Consider the following 15,832-nt stretch of genomic DNA (forward strand, 5'->3'; position numbering starts at 1 on the left):
GGTCGGTGACCAGTGCGGGCCGCGGAAGACAGACCCGAGGGAAGGCCCGGGGCTCAGGAGTGGCCGAGCTCCTCGGCCGGGCCGTCGGGCTCGACGGAACCGGAGGCACGGTCCGGGTGCAGCGGCAGCGGCTCGACCACCAGCTCGTCCAGGATCAGCTCGGACGGCGCCGGCGGAGCCGGGATGACGGCCGCCTCGGAGTGCCCGCCGCAGCCGTACGCGAAGGAGACGATCTGGCCGTCGGCCGGGCCGAACTCGTTGCCGCACACGCCGAAGGCCTGCCCGAGCGAGCCGCCGATCGGCACCAGGAAGCCGCAGCTCGCGCACGAGGCCGGGGCGGCCTGCGCCATCGGGGTCTGCGGGCCGTGGGACTTCTCCCAGCGCTCGGCGGCCAGGTGCAGGCCGAGCCGGGAGAGCACCCGGCTGCGGCCGAGGCCCAGCTCCTCGGCGACGGCGTTGATCCGGGCGCGGGCCGGGGCGGGCTGGACGTGCGGGTCGGTGACGACCAGGTCCTCGTCGTCCACCAGGGCGACCGCGGAGTTCGGCGCCGGCTCGTCCTCGCCGGTCCAGCCGGGCTCCAGCCGCAGGTCGTCGGCGCCGGTGGGCAGCAGGTCGCCCGGGCCCATGTCGCCGGGGCGCAGCCGGTCGCTCCACGGCACCCACTCGGGGGCGAGCACCGCGTCGGCGCCCGGCAGCAGCACGACCTCGTCCAGGGTCACGTTCTTGGCGCGCGGGGCGCGGGCGACGGTGACCGCCCAGTGCCAGCCGCGGTAGGCCGCGTCCAGACACTCGAAGGTGTGGGTGACGACGCGGTCGGCGTCGGCCTGGACGCCCAGGTGCGGCCCGACGGCCTCCGCACCGACGGCCTCCTCGGCGGCCTGGCGGGCGAGTTCGACGGCCTCGGCACAGAGCCGGTCGGGGGTACGGCTTCGCATCGCAGCACTCACGGCGTCGATTCTCTCCCAGTTCTTCTGTCGCCCACGGCGTGTTGCCTGTTCCGTCGCGGCTCGGTGTCCCTCGTCCATTCTGCGCGACCGGGAGCCCCCTCGGGTACCGGCCGCGCCGCTCGACCGGCCTGCCGGCGCCCCGGCGCTCCGGCGGGTCGACCTTGGGCAGGCTACCCGTCGGCCGGTGCCCCGGCACAGTCCGGGGCGGACACGGCCGCTCCGGGGCCGCGCCGAGCGGAGTCCGGTCCCGCGTCGGCTCGGCGTTTCTGGGGCAGGATGGGCTTGTGGCGGACCACGACCCGTCGCAGCACGCACTGCGCGCCCCGCAGGCCGGCAGCCCCGACCAGGCGGACGCCGTGCCGCGACAGCAGCCCCCGGTCCCCGGCGCGGACGAACCGCAGCCGGCGGACGGCCCCGAGGCGCCCGCCGGCCCCCCTGACCGGCCCGGGAACGAGGCCCCGGAGACGCCAGGAGCCCCCGACCGGACCGCGCGGCAGCCGGACGGGCACGGGGACGAGGACGAGTTCGGGGACGAGGTCCCCGAGCCCCGCCGGCACTTCCTGGTCCGCACCGCCTCCGCCGCCGGCTCCCGCACCGGCAAGGTGGTGCACGGCACCGGCCGGCGGATCCGCCGGGCCACCGCCGCCGAGGGCGCGGGCGAGTCCGGCCTCGCCAAGCTGATCGAGCTGCACGCGCTCAACTCCTTCGGCGACATGCTGATCACCATCGCGCTGGCGTCCACCATCTTCTTCTCGGTGCCCACCGGCGAGGCCCGCGGCCGGGTCGCGCTCTACCTGCTGATCACGATGGCCCCGTTCGCCCTCCTGGCCCCGGTGGTCGGCCCGCTGCTGGACCGCCTCCCGCACGGCCGCCGGGCGGCCATGGCGATGGCCATGCTGGCCCGCGCCGTGCTGGCCTGGACGATGGCCGGGGTGATCGCCGGCGGCGGCATCGCGCTCTACCCGGAGGCGCTCGGCGTGCTGGTCGCGTCCAAGGCGTACGGGGTGGTGCGCAGCGTGGTGGTGCCCCGGCTGCTGCCGAGCCGGCTGTCCCTGGTGAAGGCGAACTCCCGGGTCACCCTGGCCGGGCTGCTGGCCACCGGCGTGGCCGCCGCGGTGGGCGGGCTGCTGCACCTGATCGGGCCCGGCTGGCCGCTGCGCGGCGCCTTCCTGGTGTTCGTCGTCGGCACCCTGATGGCCTTCCACCTGCCGCCCACGGTGGACTCCGCCAAGGGCGAGCAGCGGGCCGTCCTGCACGCCGAGGTGCACGGCGAGGGCTCGCACCTGATCCACCACCGGCCGCCGCCGGTCAAGGCCTCGCTGCGCACGGTCGGCCCCTCGGTGATCCTGGCGCTGCGGGCGATGTCGGCGATGAAGTGGCTGGTCGGCTTCCTGGTGATGTTCCTGGCCTTCCTGCTGCGGGAGGAGCCGATCGGCGGGCTGCGGCCGACGGTGGCGCTGGGCCTGGTGGCGCTGGCGGCCGGGACGGGCAACGCGCTGGGCTCGGTGCTCGGCTCCTGGCTGCGCACCCGGGGCCCGGAGGCGACGGTCGCCGCGATGCTGCTGCTGGCGACCTGCGTGACGGCGGCGGCCGCGCTCTGGTACGGCGTGGTGACGGTGGTTCTGGTCGCCGGGGTGGCCGGGATGGCGGCCTCGCTGGGCAAGCTGGCGCTGGACGCGCTGATCCAGCGGGACGTCCCGGAGGCGGTGCGGACCTCGGCGTTCGCCCGGTCGGAGACCCTGATGCAGGTGTCCTGGGTGGCCGGCGGCGCGGTCGGCATCCTGCTGCCGCTGAACGGGGAGCTGGGCCTGTCGATCGCCGCCGGGGTGGTCGGCCTGGCGCTGCTGTGGACGCTCCGCTCGCTCTTCCGGGTGGGCCTGCGGCGGCACCCGGCGACCCCCCGGGTGGCCTGAACGGGGCGGTGCGGCAACACGCGGTGCCTACCCCCGCGTCGCGTGATCGGCCCGGCCCGGTAGATTCTGACGCATGAGCCTCAATTCCCGTGCCATCGCCGCCCTCGGCGCCGTCGTCGTGGTCGGCGCCGCCACGGTGGGCACCTCCGTCGCCATCGCCGCCGGCCAGACCGAGCACATCTCCCACCAGGCCACGCTCACGGTGGGCAACTCCTCGGTCGTCGCGCAGCCGCTGTGCTGGAACGGCGGCAGCCCGCTCACCGAGGACCAGCAGCAGCAGTGCCAGGAGGACGCGACCAAGGCGCTGAAGGACGGCTCGCTGCCCTCCTCGGACGTCGTGGGCAGCGACCGGGTCGGCGTCGGCGTCTCGCCGAACGTGGCCGACACGGGCTGGTGGGCCTTCACCAACGGCGGCTCGGCCAACCAGGGCGGGCGCTACAGCCTGTTCTCGGCCGCCAAGGGCCAGACCTGGTCCGGCGCCCAGGCCGCGGGCAAGCTGCTGAACTCCAGCGGCAAGACCGTGGTGACCGTGGTCGAGGGCGACCCGAACCAGGAGGCCCCGATCGCCGTCTGGTACTTCCAGCTGAACACCCAGGACAGCTGACGGTCCCGCGATGACCGCGCACGCCGTCGCCGACGGCCGGGGCGAGCGGTCGGACCCCGCGGGGGCCCGGCTGCTCGTCGTCGTCGCGGTCGCCGCCGAGGCCGAGGCGGTGCTGCGCGGCCTGCCCGGCGGGTCCGCCGCGCTGCCGCTGCCCGGCGGCACGCTGCACCGGGCCCTGGCGGTGCCGGTGGACGTGCTGGCCGCCGGGGTCGGCCCGGCCGCCGCCGCGGCCGCCGCCACCACCGCGCTGGCGGCCCACCCGTACGCCCTGGCCGTCTCGGCCGGGATCGCCGGCGGCTTCGCCCCGCTCGCCCCGGTCGGCGCCACCGTGCTGGCCGACGCGATCGTGGCCGCGGACCTCGGCGCCGAGACCCCCGAGGGCTTCGCCGACGTCACCGAGCTGGGCTTCGGCACCGTCCGGCACACCCCGCCGCCGGCCGCCGTCGCGCTGGCCGCGCGGGCGCTGGACGCCGTGACCGGCCCGGTGCTGACCGTCTCCACCGTCACCGGCAGCGCCGAGCGCGCCGCCGCGCTGGCCGCCCGCCACCCGGGCGCCGTCGCCGAGGCGATGGAGGGCTTCGGCGTGGCCGAGGCCGCCGCCCGGTACGGCGTGCCGGCCCTCGAACTGCGCACCGTGTCCAACCCGGTGGGCCCGCGCGACCGGGCCGCCTGGCGGATCGGCGAGGCGCTGGCCGCCCTGGAACGGGCCTTCGCCGCCCTGCCCGTCCACGAGCTGGCATCCGCACCACGAACCGATTGAGGAGGCCGGCCGTGGCTGAACGGCTGAGCATCGCGTACTCGCCCTGCCCGAACGACACCTTCGTCTTCCACGCCTGGGCGCACGGCCTGGTGCCCGGGGCGGACGCCCCCGAGGTGACCTTCGCCGACATCGACATCACCAACGGGCAGGCCGAACGCGGCGAGCTGGACGTGCTGAAGATCAGCTACGGCGCGCTGCCCTGGGTCCTGGAGCAGTACGCCCTGCTGCCCTGCGGCGGCGCGCTGGGCCGCGGCTGCGGCCCGCTGGTGCTCACCCTGCCGGGCGTGGACTCCCCCGCCGACCTGGCCGGGAAGACCGTCGCGGTGCCCTCCGAGCGCTCCACCGCCTACCTGCTGTTCCGGCTCTGGGCGGCGAAGGCGGTGCCGGGCGGCTTCGGCGAGATCGTCGTCCTGCCGTTCCACGAGATCATGCCCGCCGTCCGGGACGGCCGGGTGGACGCCGGCCTGGTGATCCACGAGGCCCGCTTCACGTACCAGCAGTACGGCCTGCACAGCCTGGCCGACATGGGCGAGGCCTGGGAGCGGGAGACCGGCCTGCCGATCCCGCTGGGCGCGATCGTCGCCCGGCGCTCGCTCGGCGCCGAGCGGCTGCGGGAGATCGCCGACGCGATCCGCTCCTCCGTCCGGCAGGCCTGGGCGGACCCGGCCGCGAGCCGCGGGTACGTGCTGGCGCACGCCCAGGAGATGGACCTGGACGTCGCCGAGCAGCACATCGGTCTGTACGTCACCGAGTTCACCGAGGACCTCGGCGAGGAGGGCTACGCGGCCGTCCGCGCGCTGCTCACCCGGGCCGCCGCGGAGGGGCTGGTGCCCCCGCTCGACCCGGGTGCGCTGGCGTTCTAGAGCGTTCCGACTTCAGCGCGTTCCGGCTCCAGGGCTGTCCGGCTCCCCGTCAGACGTCGAAGTTGTCGGCCACCGCGCGCAGCAGGCCGGCCAGCTTCTGGCCGGTCGGCTTGGCGGGGTAGCGCCCGCGCTGGAGGCCGGGCAGCACCGCGTCCAGCGTGGTGATCAGGTCCTGGACGATCGGCGCCATGTCGTCGGCGCTCCGCCGCTGGGCGGCGGCCACCGAGGGCAGTGCGTCCAGCAGCTGCACGGCCATCGCCTGGTCCCCGCGGTGGCCGGCGACCACGCCGAACTCGACCCGCTGACCCGGCTTCAGCGACGTGACACCGTCGGGCAGCGCCTTGGTGTGGACGAAGACGTCCCCGCCGTCGTCGCGCGACAGGAAGCCGAAGCCCTTCGTCTCGTTGAACCACTTGACCTGGCCGGTGGGCATCTCGAACAGTCCTCGAATGGGTGTGAGGGATCCCGGCCCTGGCCGGGGATCACTGGGTGGTGGGGAAAGGCGGCCGACCTCGGCTCGGCGCCCGTGGGCGCTCGTGGCCGGCACGCGGTCAGGAGCAGACTAACCGTCCGTCACTGCCTCATCCGCGTTCCGCGAGGGACCCGCGTTCCGAGGCCCGGTGGGGGCGGCGGGAACGGGATCTCGCGGTCACGGGCGACCCGGCACTGGCACGGCCGGGGCGCGGCTCCGCGCGGTCCATCGGCTCACACCCCCGGGTCTGAGGACGCGGGGCGCACCTGTAGCGCCCCTCGGCACCCCGTGCATACCCCCGCTCAACAGGGATCAAAACGTTCAGCTGCCGGGAAACTGCGCAACGTGACCGGCCCGCTCCGGTGGGCCTCCCCGGCGGCCGCTCTGCCAGACTGGGGGCAGTTCCGACCGGCCCGTAGGAGTGAGCAGACGTGAGCAGCCAGAGCGCCGACCCCGGCGACGTGTACGTCAAGGCCGGGGTGATCGTCTTCGGTCTCGGCGCGCTCGCCACCCTGGTCACCTTCGTCCCGCTGTTCCTGCACCTGACGCCGCTGCCGACGGCCGCGTACTGGCTGAGCATGCTGATGCCGGCCGGCTTCCTGGCCGCGCTGACCGGACTGCTGCTGAACGCGCGGGCCCAGCGCCGCCGGATCGAGCCGGTCGAGTCCTGAGGCCCTCCGGCTCCTGAGGCCCGCGGGCCTGCTCCGGGGCCCGCCCTAGCGGTCGGCCAGGTGCCCGGCGAGCCAGTCCGGGAAGCCGGTGAGGTCGTCCAGCACCACGTCCGCGCCCGCCTCGTGGAGCTCCCGCGCGCTGTACGGGCCGGTGGGCACGCAGACCGCGAGGGCGTCGGCGTGCCGGGCCCCGCGGATGTCGCCGAGGTGGTCGCCGACGTAGACGCTCGCGCCGTGCTCGCGCAGCGCGTCGCCCTTGGTCTCCGCCCACAGGTCGCCGATCACGGTGTCCGCGGCCAGCCCGGCGTGCTCCAGGTGGAGGCGGGCGTTCGGCTCGTACTTGCCGGTGATCACCGCGACCCGGCCGCCGTGGGCGCGGACCGCCTCGACGGCGGCGTGGGCGCCGGGCAGGGCCACGGTCGGGGCGAAGGCGTGGTCGCGGTAGAGCTCGCGGTAGCGGGTGACGGCCCGCTCCACCTCGTGCTCCGGGAACCAGTTGCGGATCTCGTCCAGCAGCGGCGGGCCGAGCCGGGTGACCACCAGGTCGGCGTCGATGGGGGTGCCGGTCTCGGCGGAGAGCGCCAGGTAGGTGGCGCGGATACCCGGCCGGGTGTCCAGCAGCGTCATGTCGAGGTCGAAGCCGACGGTGAGCGGGGCGGGTGAGGTCGCGGGCATGCCGCCAGGCTACCCAACGGGTGCCCCGGGCCACGAGGCGATTTGCCCGGGCTTCACGGCGGAACTTAGGTTTGCCTGAGTTGTCAGCGGAGAGGGCCCATGACCGACACCAGCGCACCGCCCGGTGCGCCCGGCGCGCCGTACCGCGCGCCGCGGCGCCGAATACTGTGGCTGGCCGCCGCACTCGTCGTGCTGGCCGCCGCGGTGCTGCTGAGCCTGGCGGTCGGCAGCCGGACCATCCCGTTCGGCGACACGCTGGACGCCCTGCTGCACGGCGGCGACACCGCGAACGCCGTGGTGGTCCGCGAGCTGCGGGTGCCGCGCACCGTCGTCGGACTGGCCGTCGGCGCGGCGCTCGGCCTGGCCGGGGCCGTCATGCAGGGCCTGACCCGCAACCCGATCGCCGACCCCGGCATCCTCGGCGTCTCCCAGGGCGCGGCGGCCGGCGTGGTGGTCGCCATCTCCGGCTTCGGCGTCTCCACCCTCACCGGGTACGTCTGGTTCGGCTTCGCCGGCGCGGTGATCGCCACCGTGCTGGTGTACGGGCTCGCCGGGCGCGGCCGGGGCGGGGCCACGCCGATCAAGCTGGCGCTGGCCGGCTCGGCGACGTCCGCCTTCATCGCCTCGCTCAACACCCTGGTGCTGACCACCGACGCGGCCACCATGGACCAGTTCCGCTTCTGGCACGTCGGCTCGCTCTCCGGGCGGACCTCGGACGTGGCCTGGCAGCTGCTGCCGTTCCTGGCCGTCGGCACGGTGCTGGTGGTCGCGGTGGCGCGCGGACTGGACGCGCTGGCGCTCGGCGACGACACCGCGAAGGGGCTGGGCGCCAAGACCGGCCTGGTCCGGGCGGTCGGTGCGCTCGGCGCGACCGTCCTGACCGGCTCGGCGGTCGCGGCGGCCGGCCCGATCGCCTTCGTCGGCCTCGCCGTCCCGCACGCGGCCCGCGCGCTGGCCGGCGCCGACCACCGCTGGATCCTCGCCTTCTCCGCCGTCCTCGGCCCGGCGCTGCTGCTGCTCGCCGACACCCTCGGCCGGGTCCTGTTCCCGCCGTCCGAGGTCCCGGCGGGCGTGATGACGGCGCTGGTCGGCGTCCCGGTGCTGGTGGCCCTGGTCCGCCGCCGCAAGGTGGTGGCGGCATGAGTCCCGTCCCCGGTACGAGCTCCGTCCCCGGCACGGCATCCGTCTCCCGCAAGGTCTCGCTGCGCGGCTACACCGTCGTCCGGGCCGGGCGGGCGTCGTTCCTGGTGCACCGGCGCTCGCTGGCCGTCACCGTCGGGCTGCTGGTGGCGCTGGCGGCGACCGTGGTGGCCTCGCTCTGCCTGGGCGAGTCCACCGTCGCGCCGTCCGAGGTGGTCAAGGTGGTGCTCGGCCGGCCGAGCCCGCACGAGCTGGTGGTCGGCGAGTTCCGGCTGCCCCGGGTGGTGGTCGGGCTGCTGGTCGGCCTGGCGCTCGGGCTGGCCGGGGCGCTGATCCAGACCGTCGCCCGCAATCCGCTGGCCAGCCCCGACGTGGTGGGCGTGACCTGGGGCGCGACCGCGACCGTGGTCGGTCTGATGGCGTACGGCGTGGTCGGCTCGACCGGCCAGGCCCCGTACGCGGCGGTGGCCGGCGGCCTGGTGGCCGGGCTGCTGGTGTACGCGCTGGCCTGGCGGCGCGGCCTGCACGCGCAGCGCTTCGTGCTGATCGGCATCGGCATCAGCGTCGCGCTGTCCTCGCTCACCTCCGTCTTCCTCACCAAGGGCGACGGCTTCCAGGCCCAGGCCGCCAAGGTCTGGATGACCGGCAGCCTGAACGGCGCCGGCTACGACCAGGCCGACTGGCTCGCCTGGGTGCTGCTCGCCGCCGTGCCGGTCGCGCTGTGGGCCGCCCGCGCCCAGCGGTCGATCTCCTTCGACGACGCCACCGCCGTCGGCCTCGGCCTGCGCCTGGACCGGATCCGCCTCGGCATGGCGCTGCTCGGCATCGTGCTGGCCTCGTGCGCGGCCGGGGCCGCCGGGCCGGTGGACTTCGTCGCGCTGATGGCCCCGCAGATCGCGCTGCGGCTGGCCCGCTCGGCGCAGGTCCCGCTGTTCTGCTCGGCGCTGACCGGCGCGCTGGTGGTGGTCCTCGCCGACCTGGTCGCCCGACGGCTGCTGGCTCCGACGGAGCTGCCGGTGGGCGTGGTGACCGGCCTGGTCGGCGCGCCGTACCTGATGTGGCTGCTGATCCGATCCCGCCGTGGAGGTTCCTGATGTCCGAACACCGCCTGGAGGCCCGGGGCCTCACCCTGGCCTACGAGGCGCGCACGGTCGTCGAGGACCTGGACGTGGCCGTCCCGGACGGGCGGGTGACGGTGATCGTCGGCCCGAACGCGTGCGGCAAGTCGACCCTGCTGCGGGCCCTCGGCCGGCTGCTGAAGCCGGTCCGGGGCGCGGTGCTGCTGGACGGCGAGGAGCTGGCGCGGATCCCGACCAAGCGGATCGCCCAGCGGCTCGGCCTGCTGCCGCAGTCGCCGTCCGCCCCCGAGGGCATCTCGGTGGCGGACCTGGTCGCGCGCGGCCGCCAGCCGCACCAGAGCTGGTGGCAGCAGTGGTCGCCGGAGGACGAGGCGGCGGTCGCGGAGGCGCTGGAGCGCACCTCCACCGCCGAGCTGGCCGAGCGGAGCATGGACGAGCTGTCCGGCGGCCAGCGCCAGCGCGCCTGGATCGCGATGGCGCTCGCCCAGGGCACCGACATCCTGCTGCTGGACGAGCCGACCACCTACCTGGACATCGCGCACCAGGTGGAGGTGCTGGACCTGGTCCGCCGGCTGAACGTCGAGCGCGGCCGGACCGTCGTCGCGGTGCTGCACGACCTCAACCAGGCCGCCCGGTACGCCGACCACCTGGTGGCGATGCGGGACGGCCGGGTGGTGGCGCAGGGCGCGCCCGGGGACGTGGTGACGGCCGAGCTGGTGCGGGAGGTGTTCGGGCTGGACTCGGTGGTGGTGCCGGACCCGGTGACCGGCACGCCGCTGGTCGTGCCGGGCGCCCCGTGGACGGCGCTCGCCCCGGACGCCACTCGCGCCTGACGGCCCGCACTTAACGGCACTTTAGGTGCCATTTCGGACATAATCGACGGCGCCCCGACCCCACCGCGCCGCCAGAGGACCGCCGATGCCCCGGATCTCCCGCCGCACCCTCCTCACCGGCCTCGGCGCGGGCGCGCTCGCGGCGGCCACCGGCTGCACCGCCGCCCGGCGGCCGGCCCCGGCGACCGCGGACGGCCCCGCCGGCGGCGCCTCGCCGTCCCCGACCCCGGTGCCGCCGGTGACGGTGAACGCCGCCACCGGCCCCGTCGTGGTGCCGGGCGCGCCGATGCGGGTGGTCGTGCTGGACACCGACGTGCTCGACTCCGCGCTGACCCTCGGCATCACCCCGGTCGGCGCCGCGCTCCCGGCCCGCGACACCCGCTACCCCGAGTACTGGCCGGCCTCCCGGACGGCCGGGATCCGGCTGGTCGGCCCGGCCGGCTCGCCCGACCTGCCGACCGTACGGGCGCTGCGGCCGGACCTGATCCTCTCCAACCAGACCCGCGACGGCGACCGCTACGAGCAGCTCCGCGAGATCGCCCCGACCGTGCTCACCCAGACCGCCGGGGCGCCGTGGAAGGCCGACTTCCAGCTGCACGCCCAGGCGCTCAACCGGGAGGCGGCCGCGGCGGCCTTCGCCGGCGCGTACCAGAAGCACGCCGGGCAGGTGGCCCAGGCGCTGGCGGCGGCGAAGCTGTCCGGGCGCAAGGTGAGCCTGGTGCGGTTCGTGGAGGGCGGCGGCATCCGGCTGTTCGGCCGGCAGAGCTTCCCCGGCACGGTGCTCGCCGACGCCCAGGTCGGCCGGCCGGACGCGCAGAACGTCGACCAGTCCGACACCGAGATCCCTCCGGACCAGCTCGCCAGGGCCGACGGCGACCTGCTGCTCTACGCGACGTACGGCGATCCGGAGCTGTCCGGGGCCAACGCCGCCCTGGCGAGCCCGGGTTGGCAGGCCCTGGGGGCGGTCAAGGGGCACCGGGCGTTCCCGGTGGACGACCAGCTGTGGTTCCAGGGGATCGGGTACACCGGGGCCAACTACGTCCTGGACGAGCTGCAGCGCTTCCTCGGAGCCTGACCCGCCCCCGCGTAGCGGGCCGGGGGGACGCCGACGGCGGCGGCGAAGTCCCGGGTGAGGTGCGCCTGGTCCGCGTACCCCAGCTCGGCGGCAAGCGCGGCCAGGTCCAACCCGCCGTCCGTCCCGGCGCGTTCGGCGGCCTCGTGGAGGCGGGCCCGGCGCAGCACCCACTTCGGGGAGGCGCCGACGTACTCGGCGAACAGGCGCTGGAGGCGGCGGACCGTCAGGCCCAGCTCGGCGGCCAGCGCGTCCACCCGGCACAGGTCCGGCCTGCCGGTGATCCGGTCCACCATCGCGGCGACCTCGGCGGCGACCGGGTCGGGCTCGGGCAGCCGGGGGCGGAGGAAGGCGTCGGCGAGGGCCGCGGAGCTGCCGGACGCCCCGAGGACCTCCGCGTTGAACCGGTCGGCCCCGGGCCCGAAGTACTCGGCGGCGGGCACCGACCGGTCGGCCAGACCGCTCACCGGGTGCCCGGCGAGGGCGCGGAAGGCGCCGGCCCGGAACCGCGCGCCCAGCACGTGCCCCGCGCCCTCCAGACGGCGGACGAAGAGCGAGCGGTCCACCCCGTACACGCGCGCCCGCGGGGCCTCGAAGACCAGGTGGACGTTGGGGTGGGCGAGCACCTTCTGCTCGTACGGCGGCAGGCCGCGCAGGTCCCAGCGGACCAGCCAGTAGTACTCGACGAACCGCGCCACGGCCGGGTCGGGGACGAGCCGGTCCACGGTGATCAGCTCCGCCGCCCGGGCGGGGTGGAGCACGCCGCGGCCGAGGCCGGGAGCGTCCGGGGGTTCCAACGGGTCCAGGGGGTCCGTGCCCATACCGCCAGGCTAGTCGTCGCGTTTCTTCAAGACCGCCCGGTACGGCCCCGCGCAGAATCGGCGCCATGACCGCCCACCCGATGCACCCGCTCCTGGCCCGCGCCGCCTCCGCCGCCGCCGCTGTCGCCACCGCCGTCCCGGCCGACCAGCCCCTGGACGCGCCGACGCCCTGCACGGAGTTCGACACCCGTGCGCTGATCAACCACTGGGTGCTCTACACCTCGCACGGCCTGGAGCACCGGGCCCGGCGGGTCGAACTGCCCGAGGAGCTCGGCGCGCGGGACTTCACCGCCGACGCCGACTGGCGCTCCGGCTACGCGGCCCAGCTGGAGCGCGCGGTCGCGGCCTGGGCGGACCCGGCCGCCTGGGAGGGCGACGTCGACCTCGGCGGCGCCCCGGTACCGGCGGTCGGGATCGCCCGGATGCTGGTCCTGGAGCTGCTGCTGCACGGCTGGGACGTGGCCCGGGCGACCGGCGGGCACATCGGGGTCGACGAGGAACTCGCCCTGCTGGCCGGGGAGATCGTGGCGGAGAACGCCGAGCTGTACCGCCGGTACGCGGGCTTCGCCGAGTCGGTGGCGCTGCCGGAGGACGCCTCCGCGTGGGACCGCGCGCTGGCCGCCTCGGGGCGCGATCCGCGCTGGAAGGCCTGAGCTCCGGTCGACCGGCCCGCCGGCCCGCCCGCGCCGGTACGGGGGGACGGCGCGGGCGGCGGGCGGCGCTCAGGCCGGGCGCATCGCCGCGGCGAGCTTCGCGCGCAACAGCCGTACCGCCGGGGACTGCTGGTCGCGGCGGACGACCAGCCCGAGCCGGGCGCAGGTGGCGGCGTCGGCCAGCGGGACGGCCCGCAGCCCGGCGCCCGTGGCGGAGGAGGCGCTGAGGACGGCCACGCCCGCACCGCGCTCGGCGAGCCGGAGCAGGGCGGCCGGGGAGCTGGCCTCGATGTCCACCCGCGGATCGAGGCCGAGCCGGCGGCAGGAGTCCTGGTAGGCGGCGCGCAGGCCGGTGCCCGGGGGGAGGCAGAGGACCTTCTCGCCGCGCAGGTCGGCGAGGCGGAGCCGCGCCCGGTCGAGGGGGTGCCCGGCGGGGACGACGGCGGCGATCGGCTCGTCGACGACGACGGTGTCCTCCAGCCCCGGGGCGGCCTCGCCGGTGTAGCCGATCAGGGCCAGGTCGAGGGAGCCGGCCAGGACCTGCGCCTGGAGGTCCTCGGAGTGCCCCTCGTGCAGGCTGAGTTCGATGCCGGGGTGGCTGCGGCCGAGGTCGGCGACGGTGTCCAGGAAGGGCGGGATCGAGCAGCCCATGATCATGCCGAGCCGGACCCGGCCGCGGACGGCGTCGGCGAACTCGGCGGCGGTGTGCTGGATGGCGTCGAGGGTGGCCAGGGCGTTCCTCGCCAGCGGGAGGACCGCCTCGCCGACCGGGGTGAGGCGCACCTGCCGGCCGGTCCGGTCGAGCAGCTGCTGGCCCAGTTCGCGCTCCAGCTTGGCCACTTGGGTGCTGACGCCGGACTGGCTCACGTGCAGCCGGGCGGCCGCGGCGGTGAAGGTGCCCTCGTCGACCACGGCGGCGAAGTAGCGCAGCTGGTGCATCTCCATGGGCGACGACGATAGGCGACCGGACCCCTGCGGCATAACCAGAAGAGATGGACTCCATCCGATCCATCTGTTGGACGGATGGGTTGGATGCTCGGGAGGATGGAGGCATGACGACGACGAAGACCGCGCGTGAGCTTGCCGAGACCTACTTCACCGCCTGGGAGGCGGGCGACTTCGAGACCGTCCGGGGCCTGCTGGCCGACGACGTCGACTTCGTCGGCGCGCTGGGGACGGCCTCCGGGGTGGAGGAGGCGCTGGCCGGGCTGAAGGGGCTCGGACAGGTGCTGGAGAAGATCGACGTGAAGGTCCGGGTGGCCGAGGGCAACGAGGTGATCACCTGGTTCGAGCTGCGCACCAGCATCGCCCCGCCGGCGCCGACGGCGAACTGGATGCACGTCGAGGACGGGCGGATCACCCGGATCCGGGTGACCTTCGACCCGCGCGGGCTGCTGGCCGGCTTCGGCGGCTGAGGGGCCGCGCGGCCGCCCGCGGGACGCGTGCGGGGGGCCGCGACCGACCCCGCTCGGTCACTCACCCGAGCAGTCATCCCCCGCAGGCGACGCGGGACGGGGCGCGCTACCACTGGGTGAAAGCCCCCACTCCCCTCCGGGAGCCCCACCATGAGCGAATCGACGATCCCCGCGCCCACCGTCGGTGCCACCGTGCACCACGTCGAGTCGGACGGGAAGGCTGGTCCGGCCCTCGCCCACGGCATCCTCCTCGGCCCCCGCACTCTCCTGGTGCCCGATCCGCCGCGCACGGTCGGCGACCCGTGGCAGAGCCTCGCCGTCCGCATCACCGTCGCCCCCGACCCGGGCGACGGCACCGAGGCCCTGCGCGTGGCCGGCATCAGCCTGGCCGCCTTCGCCACCGACGACGTCCGCGGCGCGGCGGCCTTCCTGACCCTGCTCACGCCGTCACGGCACGCGCCCGCCCCCGGGGAGGTCACCCGGGACCGGCTCAACGACACCCTGCGGCAGTACCACGGCGACCTGTGGGCCGCCCACGCCGCCCTCGGCTATCCGGTCCGTCCACCGGAGCGCGCCGCCCCGCCGGAACCGTGGTGGTCCGACATCCCGGTGGAGGGGTTCCGGGAGTTCGACGACAACTGGTGCTGCCTCGGCTCGAACACCTCGTGCTGCCGGGAACTCCGGTTGTGACGGAGGTCGCGACGGACGGCGTCCGCCGCCGGGGGTCACCGACCGTCACGGCGGCGGACGCCGCGCTGGCACTGGCGGTCACCGTCCCCGACGTCTTCTTCTACGCGGCCCCGCTCGCGACCGGGACGAACGTCCGCGACCAGCTGCTGCTGTCCGCGTTCGCCGTCCCGGAGGCCGTCGCGCTGACCTTCCGCCGACGGTGGCCGGAGGCGGTGTTCGCCGTCGTCTGGGCCGCCGCCGTGGGCGCGGCCCTGCTCTCCCTGAACAGCGGCTTCGCCTTCACCCCCTTCTTCGGCGTACTGCTCGCGCTGTACACGACGGCCCGGCTGAGCGGCCGGCCCGCCTCCGTCGCCGCCCTCGTGCTGACGGCCCTGCCGATCGCCCTGGCCATCTGGTACCCGGTCGCCGACGGGGCGGTGCCTCCCTCCCGTCGGACGTCGTACCTCGTCAGCGGCATCGCCTACTTCCTGCCGATCACCGCCGTCGCCTGGGGCGCCGGCCGCCGGGTCCGGGCCGCCGCCCTCGCCGCCGAGCGCGACCAGCGCGAACTCGCGCGCGCCCGCCAGGCCGTCCTCGGCGAACGCGTCCAGATCGCCCGGGAGTTGCACGACATCGTGGCCAACGCGGTGGCCGTCATCGTCATGCAGGCCGACACCGCCCGCTGCACCGCGCCCGCCGACGCGGACCGGCTGGCCGGCACCCTCCGCGACATCGAGGAACTGGGCCGCAACGCGATGGCCGAACTGCGCCGCATGCTCCGGCTGTTGCGCACCGCCGACGTCCCCATGACGGACAGGGCCGGGCGCCACGGGCTCGCCGACCTGGGCCCGCTGCTGGAGGACGCCCGACGCGCCGGGATCCTGATCGACCTGGAGGTGCGCGGCACCCCGGCCCACCTCGACGACAGCGTCGACCTGACGGCCTACCGGCTGGTCCAGGAGGCCGTCACCAACATCATCAAGCACTCCGGCGCCGGCAGCCACGCCTCGGTGCGGATCAGCTGGTCCGAGGTGCTGACCCTCGACGTGGTCGACGACGGCGCGGGCCGCCGCCCCGAGGCCCGCCGGGGACTGTCCACCGAGCACGGCCTGCTCGGACTCGCCGAGCGGATCGCGCTGTTCGGCGGCGAGCTGACCGCCTCGCCCTACCGCACGGGCTTCCGGGTCACCGCCACCCTGCCGCTCTCCCCGCCGCCCTCCCCGCCGCCCGGCACGGCGGGCTGAC

At 75.8% G+C, this 15,832-nt stretch carries 18 protein-coding genes; 13 read left to right on the top strand and 5 right to left on the bottom strand.

What is annotated here, in order from left to right; all coding sequences use genetic code 11:
- Nucleotides 1-53 precede the first annotated feature (53 nt).
- Complete coding sequence (locus ACFU7Z_RS05605; RefSeq protein ID WP_049659506.1) at nucleotides 54-935, bottom strand: DUF3027 domain-containing protein; 882 nt, start codon at nucleotides 933-935, stop codon at nucleotides 54-56.
- A 572-nt stretch (nucleotides 936-1,507) separates the two neighbouring features.
- On the opposite strand from ACFU7Z_RS05605, the gene ACFU7Z_RS05610 reads away from it, so the two are divergent.
- From ACFU7Z_RS05610 to ACFU7Z_RS05625, 4 genes are all read left to right on the top strand, one after another.
- Nucleotides 1,508-2,860: an MFS transporter gene (locus ACFU7Z_RS05610; protein ID WP_049659510.1), complete on the top strand. Its 1,353-nt coding sequence runs from the start codon at nucleotides 1,508-1,510 to the stop codon at nucleotides 2,858-2,860.
- A 73-nt stretch (nucleotides 2,861-2,933) separates the two neighbouring features.
- Nucleotides 2,934-3,464 (top strand): hypothetical protein, encoded by a 531-nt coding sequence (locus tag ACFU7Z_RS05615; RefSeq protein WP_049659504.1) that lies wholly within the window; start codon nucleotides 2,934-2,936, stop codon nucleotides 3,462-3,464.
- Nucleotides 3,465-3,474: 10 nt separating this feature from the next.
- Complete coding sequence (locus tag ACFU7Z_RS05620; protein ID WP_375876449.1) at nucleotides 3,475-4,224, top strand: futalosine hydrolase; 750 nt, start codon at nucleotides 3,475-3,477, stop codon at nucleotides 4,222-4,224.
- 11 nt (nucleotides 4,225-4,235) lie between these two features.
- A complete protein-coding gene (locus ACFU7Z_RS05625) occupies nucleotides 4,236-5,087 on the top strand; it encodes a 1,4-dihydroxy-6-naphthoate synthase (protein WP_079272738.1) in 852 nt (283 codons plus the stop codon).
- Nucleotides 5,088-5,136: 49 nt separating this feature from the next.
- Here the strand turns inward: ACFU7Z_RS05625 and ACFU7Z_RS05630 are convergent, their stop codons facing one another.
- Nucleotides 5,137-5,520, bottom strand: a complete 384-nt coding sequence (locus tag ACFU7Z_RS05630) for a cold-shock protein (protein WP_049658465.1) — start codon at nucleotides 5,518-5,520, stop codon at nucleotides 5,137-5,139.
- A 470-nt stretch (nucleotides 5,521-5,990) separates the two neighbouring features.
- Between ACFU7Z_RS05630 and ACFU7Z_RS05635 the strand changes: the two genes are divergently transcribed.
- A complete protein-coding gene (locus ACFU7Z_RS05635; RefSeq protein ID WP_049658468.1) occupies nucleotides 5,991-6,230 on the top strand; it encodes a hypothetical protein in 240 nt (79 codons plus the stop codon).
- Nucleotides 6,231-6,275: 45 nt separating this feature from the next.
- Here ACFU7Z_RS05635 and ACFU7Z_RS05640 read toward each other — a convergent pair whose 3' ends face one another.
- Complete coding sequence (locus tag ACFU7Z_RS05640; protein ID WP_049658472.1) at nucleotides 6,276-6,905, bottom strand: HAD family hydrolase; 630 nt, start codon at nucleotides 6,903-6,905, stop codon at nucleotides 6,276-6,278.
- A 99-nt stretch (nucleotides 6,906-7,004) separates the two neighbouring features.
- Here ACFU7Z_RS05640 and ACFU7Z_RS05645 point away from each other — a divergent pair, with 99 nt between their 5' ends.
- From ACFU7Z_RS05645 to ACFU7Z_RS05660, 4 genes are all read left to right on the top strand, one after another.
- Entirely contained in the window at nucleotides 7,005-8,048 is a 1,044-nt protein-coding gene (locus tag ACFU7Z_RS05645) for a FecCD family ABC transporter permease (RefSeq protein ID WP_380776378.1), read from the top strand.
- Complete coding sequence (locus ACFU7Z_RS05650; RefSeq protein ID WP_380776381.1) at nucleotides 8,045-9,139, top strand: FecCD family ABC transporter permease; 1,095 nt, start codon at nucleotides 8,045-8,047, stop codon at nucleotides 9,137-9,139. Before ACFU7Z_RS05645 ends, ACFU7Z_RS05650 begins: the two co-directional genes overlap by 4 nt.
- A complete protein-coding gene (locus ACFU7Z_RS05655) occupies nucleotides 9,139-9,957 on the top strand; it encodes an ABC transporter ATP-binding protein (protein WP_380776384.1) in 819 nt (272 codons plus the stop codon). Before ACFU7Z_RS05650 ends, ACFU7Z_RS05655 begins: the two co-directional genes overlap by 1 nt.
- Nucleotides 9,958-10,042: 85 nt before the next feature.
- A complete protein-coding gene (locus ACFU7Z_RS05660; protein WP_380776387.1) occupies nucleotides 10,043-11,032 on the top strand; it encodes an ABC transporter substrate-binding protein in 990 nt (329 codons plus the stop codon).
- On the opposite strand, the gene ACFU7Z_RS05665 is transcribed toward ACFU7Z_RS05660, so the two are convergent.
- Nucleotides 10,993-11,850 carry a DUF6597 domain-containing transcriptional factor gene (locus ACFU7Z_RS05665; protein ID WP_380776390.1) on the bottom strand — a complete coding sequence of 286 codons (858 nt, stop codon included), beginning with the start codon at nucleotides 11,848-11,850 and terminating at the stop codon, nucleotides 10,993-10,995. The genes ACFU7Z_RS05660 and ACFU7Z_RS05665 overlap by 40 nt on opposite strands.
- A gap of 65 nt (nucleotides 11,851-11,915) precedes the next feature.
- Between ACFU7Z_RS05665 and ACFU7Z_RS05670 the strand changes: the two genes are divergently transcribed.
- Nucleotides 11,916-12,503, top strand: coding sequence for a TIGR03086 family metal-binding protein (locus ACFU7Z_RS05670; protein ID WP_380776393.1), 588 nt, complete (start codon nucleotides 11,916-11,918; stop codon nucleotides 12,501-12,503).
- Between the two features lie 69 nt (nucleotides 12,504-12,572).
- Here ACFU7Z_RS05670 and ACFU7Z_RS05675 read toward each other — a convergent pair whose 3' ends face one another.
- A complete protein-coding gene (locus tag ACFU7Z_RS05675; protein WP_380776396.1) occupies nucleotides 12,573-13,448 on the bottom strand; it encodes a LysR family transcriptional regulator in 876 nt (291 codons plus the stop codon).
- A 107-nt stretch (nucleotides 13,449-13,555) separates the two neighbouring features.
- Here ACFU7Z_RS05675 and ACFU7Z_RS05680 point away from each other — a divergent pair, with 107 nt between their 5' ends.
- From ACFU7Z_RS05680 to ACFU7Z_RS05690, 3 genes are all read left to right on the top strand, one after another.
- Nucleotides 13,556-13,918 carry a nuclear transport factor 2 family protein gene (locus tag ACFU7Z_RS05680; RefSeq protein WP_380776399.1) on the top strand — a complete coding sequence of 121 codons (363 nt, stop codon included), beginning with the start codon at nucleotides 13,556-13,558 and terminating at the stop codon, nucleotides 13,916-13,918.
- A 150-nt stretch (nucleotides 13,919-14,068) separates the two neighbouring features.
- Entirely contained in the window at nucleotides 14,069-14,608 is a 540-nt protein-coding gene (locus ACFU7Z_RS05685) for a hypothetical protein (protein ID WP_380776402.1), read from the top strand.
- The gene (locus ACFU7Z_RS05690; RefSeq protein WP_380776405.1) at nucleotides 14,605-15,831 is read left to right on the top strand and encodes a sensor histidine kinase; all 1,227 of its coding nucleotides are present in this window, start codon (nucleotides 14,605-14,607) and stop codon (nucleotides 15,829-15,831) included. Before ACFU7Z_RS05685 ends, ACFU7Z_RS05690 begins: the two co-directional genes overlap by 4 nt.
- Nucleotide 15,832: the final 1 nt, after the last annotated feature.

The organism is Kitasatospora sp. NPDC057518, from assembly GCF_042802075.1.
Lineage (GTDB): Bacteria > Actinomycetota > Actinomycetes > Streptomycetales > Streptomycetaceae > Kitasatospora.